Annotated in this window: 3 protein-coding genes; 1 reads left to right on the top strand and 2 read right to left on the bottom strand. The window is 74.4% G+C overall.

Features of this window, described 5'->3' with window-relative positions; all coding sequences use genetic code 11:
- Positions 1 to 84 precede the first annotated feature (84 nt).
- Positions 85 to 1,272, bottom strand: coding sequence for an acyltransferase family protein (locus tag ACWGL3_RS31680; protein WP_267950103.1), 1,188 nt, complete (start codon positions 1,270 to 1,272; stop codon positions 85 to 87).
- Between the two features lie 29 nt (positions 1,273 to 1,301).
- Positions 1,302 to 1,922: a TetR/AcrR family transcriptional regulator gene (locus tag ACWGL3_RS31675; protein WP_267950104.1), complete on the bottom strand. Its 621-nt coding sequence runs from the start codon at positions 1,920 to 1,922 to the stop codon at positions 1,302 to 1,304.
- Between the two features lie 553 nt (positions 1,923 to 2,475).
- On the opposite strand from ACWGL3_RS31675, the gene ACWGL3_RS31670 reads away from it, so the two are divergent.
- The gene (locus ACWGL3_RS31670; protein WP_267950105.1) at positions 2,476 to 3,339 is read left to right on the top strand and encodes a hypothetical protein; all 864 of its coding nucleotides are present in this window, start codon (positions 2,476 to 2,478) and stop codon (positions 3,337 to 3,339) included.
- Positions 3,340 to 3,487: the final 148 nt, after the last annotated feature.

Below are 3,487 nucleotides of genomic sequence, written 5' to 3'. Positions count from 1 at the left end.
GGGCCCCGGCGGCGCCGCCCCCGCGCGAAGCAGTCTCGGGGCCGCCTCCGGCTCTTCGCCGGGGCGGCCCCGCGGAAGGGCGCGTCAGAGGATCCGACGGGCCCCGGGGATCGCGCGGACCGCGGCGGCGAGCGCCCAGCAGGCGGGGACCGCGAGGGCGGCCATGCCCAGGAACTTCACCGCGGCGGGTGCCTCCCAACCGCTCAGCGCCGTTCCGAGCCCGACCAGCACCAGCGGGTGCAGGAAGTACACGGCGAAGGCGTTGTCGGCCAGGAACGCGGAGGGGCGGGTCCGCCGGTCGAGGAAGCGGCGGAAGGACACCATCAGCGCGAGGGTCACGCCGACCGCGAAGAACGTCTCCGCCACCATGTGGAACAGCGCCGGAGCGGTCCCGGGGGCGTTCTCCGGCCCGAGGACGAGCCCCCCTCCCAGGAACGCGGCCAGGCCGAGGACGGCCGTCGCGCCCCCGTACCAGCCGGCCCGGCCGGGCAGGCGGGTGAACCAGTTGCGGCGGTAGGCCAGCACGCCCACCGTGAAGAGGGCCGCGTACTGGGGCAGGTAGTCGGGGCTGGGCAGCCCCACGAACGGCCAGTAGGGGGCGGGGTTCACCCAGCGCCAGACGAACGACACCAGGGCCAGGGCCACGGTGAAGGCGACGACCGGACCGAGCCAGCGCAGCGGGGCCGTGTCCTCCGGGCGGGAGGCGGGGAGGACCGCCGTGCCCCGGCGCTCGGCGCGGCGCTCGCGGAAGCCGCGCACCATGACGTAGGTGAGGCTGAGGACGAGCAGGACCTCGACGAACCACATGGGGCCGGGGTCGAAGGTGATCACGTAGAAGAGCCAGTAGGGCATCTCCGCGCCCTCGGCGGCGGCTCCTTCCGCGAACATCCGGTAGGTGCCGGTCGTGAGCAGCGGCCGTACGAGCAGGGCGAACAGCAGCAGGGGGACGCCCAGGCGCACCAGGCGCTCGCGGACGAACCCCCGCCGCCCCCTCCGGTCCCTCGCTCCGGGCACGAAGTAGCCCGCGAGCAGGAAGAACAGGCCCATGAAGTAGGTCTGGTCGACGACGACCAGGAGGTCGAGCAGCCCGCCCGTGGGGTCCTGCGCGGGCTCGGTGTAGAACCAGACCGGGATGTTGCCGTAGGTGAGTGCGACATGGTGCAGCACGACCAGGACGGTCATCGCCACGCGCAGGTTGTCGACGTAGTGCAGGCGTCTCGGGGGCGGTGGCGCCGCCTCCGGGCTCAGGGCGGGCGCGGGTTGCTGTGTCATGGGGTCCTCGTGATGGGGGTGTGCGCCGGTCAGTCGGCGCGGGTGGCGCGGACGAGCTGTTCGCCGAGTTCGGCGGCGTGCGCCATGAGGTCGTGGTCGGGGTGGACGCGCCAGTACTCGAACATCCCGTCGGTGGCGGACTGCTGGGTCACGGCCATCGCCCGCACGTCGAAGTCGCGGAACTCGCCGCTCCTCTGCCCCTCCCGGTAGAGCCCCTCCAGGGACTCGTAGAGGGGTTCGGACTCGCCGGCCCCGTACCGGGGGGAGCCGTCCGGCCTGAGCGCGTGGATGAAGATCTGCGCCAGGGCCGCCATGCGGCTCCGGTGCTCCAGCGCGTAGGCGGCCACACCCCGCACGTGTGCGCGGAGCATGTCGGCGGCGTTGTCCTGGGCGAGGAGCCGCGGGACGACGGACTCGGCGATCTCCGTGTAGACGCCCGTCACCAGCTGGTCCATCAACTCGTCCTTTCCCGCGAAGTGATACGAGATCACGCCCTTGCTCACGCCCGCCTCCTCGGCGATCCGCGCCAGTGAGGCGTTGGGATAGCCCACCTCGGCGATGGTGTCGATCGCCGCGGCGACGATCTGCGCCCTGCGGGCCTCCTCGATGAAGGACCTTTTCTGACCGGCTGGATTATTTTCTGACCGCATGGCCAGAATCTAACACAGGAGGCCAGGAATCCATGGGGGATGTCCCTGAACCGCCCCTGGTCCGCCCCCGTCGGGCCGGGGGTGGAAACCCCGGGACGGCACGGTCCCGTCCCCCGGCGGCCGAGCCGAGGTCCCCGACCGGAGGCGCCCACCGGCCCGGCCGGTCGGCCCCTGGAGGCCGATCGCCGGGGAGCGGGGGCGGGAGCGGCCTGGACGGGCCCGCCCCCACCCGGGCGCTCCTCGGCCGACACGGGCGGGGGCGGGCAGGCTCCCTCCCGGACGCCGCGATCGGACGCCGGCCGGAACTCCTCGCCTCCCGGACCGGCCGCGGCCCGGGTTCCCCGGCCCTCGTCCACAGGCCCTGGAGAATCCACGGGGACAGGGGTACCGTTGTCCGTAGGCGCGGTCCCGCGCCCAACCCCCGGTCCCGGTGCTCGCGCCACCGGCTGTGAGGGGGCAAAGGGGACTCAGGGTCCTCGGGACGCCGGTCCGATGTGCCCCACCGGCGGGGCGGAGGGAGCGCGAGTTCCGACGCTGTCGCCGAGGAGCCGTCATGACCAGCCACAAGGCCTTCAAGCAGCGCGTGCGCGCCCGCATGGACAAGACCGGCGAGAGCTACACCGCCGCCCGCGCGCACCTGATCGGCCGCACCGGAACCGCACCCCGGTCCGACCGCGCGTCCTCCGAGCCCGCCGTCGGGCCCGGGAGAACCGCCGCCGACCGCTCACCCGCCGTCCAGCCCCCGCCCGGCGGGGAGCACACCGTGTCCGCCGACGCCCCTCCCACGAACGGGGCCCCGGCCGGCTCCGCCGGTCCCACCGGCGCATCCGCCCCGTCAGCGGCCGACCGGCGCACCACGGGGACGATGCGCGGCCGAGTCACCGACGACTCCGTGCGGGAGCACACCGGCCGCGACTACGCCGGATGGTTCGCCCTGCTGGACGGCTGGAACGGCACCGCCCGCACCCACACCGAGCTGGCGGCATGGCTGGGCCGGGAGCAGGGCGTCCCCGCTTGGTGGGCGCAGACCGTCACGGTCGCCTACGAGCAGGAGCGCGGGATGCGGGTCGCGGGCCAGAAGAAGGACGGGTTCGCGGTCAGCGTCAGCAAGACCGTCCACGCGCCGGTCGAGCGCCTCTTCGCCGCCTTCGTCGAGGAGGGCGAGCGCGGGAGGTGGCTGCCCGGCCACGACCTGTCGGTGCGCACCTCCACCGAGCCCCGGCGCCTGACCGCCGACTTCGACCGGTCCACACGGATCAGCGCCAACTTCACCGCCAAGGACGGTGGCAGGAGCACGGTCGCCTTCGAGCACACCAAGCTGGCGGACGCGGAGACCGCCGCCGAGACGAAGGCGTTCTGGAGGCACCGGCTGGGGCAGCTCAAGGTCGTGCTGGAGGGGCACGGGGACCGCCCCTGAGCCCTGCGGGACCCGAGCCGTTCCCGGACCCCGGGGCTGCCCGCCCCCGGCACGCCGTCCTTCACGGCCGTCGGGGGCGGGGGCGCCCTCCCCGGTCCGAGCGCGTGGGCCGCCCCGCCCGGACGGCGGGGCGGCCCCCGGCCGAGCG

This window comes from Nocardiopsis sp. NPDC055824 (assembly GCF_053616335.1).
This window is presented reverse-complemented; position numbering and strand designations above follow the sequence as displayed.